Source organism: Methylobacterium sp. CCH5-D2 (genome assembly GCF_001556475.1).
Classification (GTDB): domain Bacteria; phylum Pseudomonadota; class Alphaproteobacteria; order Rhizobiales; family Beijerinckiaceae; genus Methylobacterium; species Methylobacterium hispanicum.
This window is the reverse complement of sequence record NZ_LSIX01001150.1, coordinates 1-3,381: the sequence shown is the minus strand read 5'-3', so window position 1 is coordinate 3,381 and position 3,381 is coordinate 1. Positions and strand designations below refer to the sequence as shown.

Annotated in this window: 4 protein-coding genes; 2 read left to right on the top strand and 2 right to left on the bottom strand. The window is 72.4% G+C overall.

All coding sequences use genetic code 11. The annotated features are described in order from the left end of the window. The first annotated feature begins 346 nt into the window (after positions 1 to 346). Positions 347 to 1,336, top strand: a complete 990-nt coding sequence (gene lipA, locus AX737_RS31260) for a lipoyl synthase (protein WP_066928074.1) — start codon at positions 347 to 349, stop codon at positions 1,334 to 1,336. 15 nt (positions 1,337 to 1,351) lie between these two features. After that, complete coding sequence (locus AX737_RS31255) at positions 1,352 to 1,813, top strand: type II toxin-antitoxin system RatA family toxin (RefSeq protein WP_066928072.1); 462 nt, start codon at positions 1,352 to 1,354, stop codon at positions 1,811 to 1,813. Here AX737_RS31255 and AX737_RS31250 read toward each other — a convergent pair. Further along, positions 1,795 to 3,024 (bottom strand): FAD-dependent oxidoreductase, encoded by a 1,230-nt coding sequence (locus AX737_RS31250; protein WP_066928070.1) that lies wholly within the window; start codon positions 3,022 to 3,024, stop codon positions 1,795 to 1,797. The genes AX737_RS31255 and AX737_RS31250 overlap by 19 nt on opposite strands. A gap of 163 nt (positions 3,025 to 3,187) precedes the next feature. Continuing rightward, on the bottom strand, positions 3,188 to 3,381 hold a 194-nt coding region (locus tag AX737_RS31245; RefSeq protein WP_197430782.1), incomplete at its 5' end, for a CinA family protein.

The following is a 3,381-nucleotide window of genomic DNA, read 5'->3' as shown; positions in this document are numbered from 1 at the left end:
GTTCGGGAGCGTCCCGCCGGGACGTGGGCTGACTAAGCCGTTCCGGCGTGCGCTGACAACCCGTGCCGGAGCACGCCGATTCAACGCGCGCTGCCGGCTGCGTGCGCGAGCTCGGTCTCGCCCGGCCGGGCGTCCTCGCCTGCCTCGTCGGCGAAGGGCGGCCGCCGGGTCCGGGACGCAGCGTCCGCGGGCTTTCCGGTGACGGGGCGGCGAGGCTGTCCCGCCCGGAGCGCGGCGGGCGGTCGCGCGGGTTTGCGGTCACGGGGGTAAGGGCTTAAGTCAGGGACTTCCCTGAGAAAGCCCCGCCGGCGCGGGAGCGCCTGCGCGGTGAGGCGAAGATTCCTGTATGGCCGTCGTCCTCGATCTCCTGACGAACGATCCTCGCCCGGCGACCGCGCGTCCGCGCCATCCCGAGAAGGCGCACCGGCCGGACCAGCCCGTCCAGGCCCGCAAGCCCGACTGGATCCGCGTGAAGGCGCCGGGCTCGAAGGCTTGGTCGGAGACCCGTGCCATCGTGCGCGAGCACGGCCTCGTCACCGTCTGCGAGGAGGCGGGCTGCCCGAATATCGGCGAGTGCTGGGAGAAGCGGCACGCCACCTTCATGATCATGGGCGACACCTGCACGCGGGCCTGCGCCTTCTGCAACGTGCGCACCGGCCTGCCCGCGGCGCTCGACACCGACGAGCCCCTGAAGATCGCGGACTCGGTCGCCAAGCTCGGGCTGCACCATGTCGTGATCACCTCGGTCGATCGCGACGACCTGAAGGACGGCGGCGCGGAGCACTTCGCCCGCACGATCGCGGAGATCCGGCGGGCGAGCCCCGGCACCACGGTCGAGATCCTGACGCCGGACTTCCTGCGCAAGGAGGGTGCGCTGGAGGTGGTCGTGTCCGCCAAGCCCGACGTGTTCAACCACAACCTCGAGACGGTCCCGGGCAAGTACCTGACCGTGCGTCCCGGCGCGCGCTACTTCCACTCGGTGCGGCTGCTGCAGCGGGTGAAGGAGCTCGATCCGACGATCTTCACGAAGTCCGGCATCATGGTCGGCCTCGGCGAGGACCGGAACGAGGTGGTGCAGCTGATGGACGACCTGCGCTCGGCCGACGTCGATTTCCTGACCATCGGCCAGTACCTGCAGCCGACCAAGAAGCACCACGAGGTGGTGCGCTTCGTGCCGCCGGACGAGTTCAAGACCTACGAGACCACGGCCTATTCCAAGGGCTTCCTGCTGGTCTCGGCGACGCCGCTGACGCGCTCCTCGCACCATGCCGGCGAGGATTTCGCCCGGCTCCAGGCGGCCCGCAACGCCCGCCTCGCTCCCGCCAGATCCGCCTGAGTTCCTCGGTTTCGCATGCCCTCCTTCCGGGTTACCCGCGCGGTCCGCCACACGCCGCAGCAGATGTACGACCTCGTGGCCGACGTGGAGCAGTATCCGGCCTTCCTACCGCTCTGCGAGTCGCTGCGGGTGCTGCGCCGCGTGCCCGGCAGCGCGGAGGGCCAGGAGGTTCTGGTCGCCGAGATGGGGGTCGGCTACAAGGCGATCCGCGAGCGCTTCACCACGCGGGTGAGCCTCGACCGGCCGGCGCTCAAGATCGTGGCGGAGTATATCGACGGCCCGTTCCGGCATCTCGAGAACCGCTGGAGCTTTCGCGAGAACGCGACGGGCGGCTGCGACGTCGACTTCTTCATCACCTACGAGTTCAAGAGCCGGACGCTCGGCCTCCTGATGGGCACGATGTTCGACCGGGCCTTCCGCAAGTTCACCGACGCCTTCGAGGGCCGGGCCGACCGGATCTACGGCGCGACGGCCTGAGGGCGCCCTGGCCCGGCGACGTGCTCCGGCCGGACGCCGAGCCCGATCAGCCGGGCCGGCAGGCGCTGCAGCGGGGGTAGGGCGTCGAGGAGGCGCAGGGCGAGCGGCGGCCTCAAGGGTCCGTCGCCGCCGAGCACCCGGGCGATCACCCGATCCTGGATGAGCCGCTGCAGGCCCTGCGTCAGCCGCACCGGCCGCATCCGGCGGGCCTGGACGCGGGCGAGGTCGAACTCCGTCAGCGTACCCGCCCGCAGCGGCGCGGCCAGCAGGTTTGCGGCCGCGACGGCGTCCTGGATCGCCAGGTTGATGCCGACGCCGCCGACCGGCGACATGGCGTGCGCGGCGTCCCCGATGCAGAGCAGGCCCGGCCGGTGCCAGCGCTCGAGCCGGTCAACCGCGACGGTGAGCACCTTCACCTCCTCCCACGATGCGATCTCATCGGTCCGTCCGGCCAGGAAGGGCACGAGCGCGCCGATCTCGGTCCGGAAGGCCGCCAGGCCGCGCTCCCGGATCGGGGGCGCGCCGCCCTTCGGCACCACGTAGGCGCATTGCCAGTGCGTGCCCCGGTCGAGGGTCACGAGAATACGGCCGCGGCCGAGATGGCCTGCCGTCGCCTCGTCCTCCTCGGGCCGGCGCGAGAGGCGGAACCAGAGCACGTCCATCGGCGCCCCGAACGCCAGGGGGTACAGGCCGGCCTGCGCCCGCAGGACCGAGTGGCGCCCGTCCGCGCACAGGACGAGATCGGCCGCGATGGTCCGCAGGCCCTCCGGTCCCCTCACGTGCACGCCCGCGACGCGCCCCGCCTCCTCGACGAAGGCGGTCGCCTCCGTCCGCATCTGCAGGTGGAAACCGGGATGACGGCGGCCGGCGCGTGCCAGGAAATCGAGGAAATCCCATTGCGGCATCAGCGCGATGAAGCGGTTGCGCGCGGGCAGGTGCCGGAAGTCGGCGATGCGGTAGGAGCGCCCGCCGAGAACGCCGGCCAGCGTCTCGACCCGGCGATGGGGCAGGGCCCGGAAGGCGTCGCCGAGGCCGAGCTCGTCCATCAGGTCGAGCGTGGAGGGGTGGATCGTGTCGCCGCGGAAATCGCGCAGGAAGTCGGCGTGCTTCTCCAGCACCGTGACGGCGAGGCCGGCGCGGGCGAGCAGCAGCCCCGCCATCATTCCGGCCGGGCCGCCGCCCACGATGCAGACCGCGGGGCTTGGCTCCATCGGGCGTTCCTCTCGCCCGGCGATCCTACGTCGATTGGGTGGGAGCGCAACGGCGATCGCGGAGGTGCGTCCGCCCGCGGGTCAGCCCAGGGGCAGGGCGTCCACCGCCGCGCGCACCGGCGGCGCGGGGCGAGCGCCGGAAGGCAGCGGATCGCTGCCGCCTTCAGCCGCCAGGATTGGCGGGGAGCGCCTCGTCCAGGAGGTCCAGCGCCTCGGCAACCGCGAGCCGCCTGATCTCGGCCCGGCCGGCATCGCCGAAGCGGCGCTCCCGGTGCACGACCGGGCGCCCCTTCGCGGCAAGACCGAAATGCACGAGGCCCACGGGCTTCCCGGCGCTGCCGCCGCCCGGGCCGGCGA

Excerpts from the sequence above, each read along its gene's own strand:
- lipA (WP_066928074.1), top strand. The coding sequence starts at position 347 with ATGGCCGTCGTCCTCGATCTCCTGACGAACGATCCTCGCCCGGCGACC.
- AX737_RS31250 (WP_066928070.1), bottom strand. The coding sequence starts at position 3,024 with ATGGAGCCAAGCCCCGCGGTCTGCATCGTGGGCGGCGGCCCGGCCGGA.
- AX737_RS31255 (WP_066928072.1), top strand. The coding sequence starts at position 1,352 with ATGCCCTCCTTCCGGGTTACCCGCGCGGTCCGCCACACGCCGCAGCAG.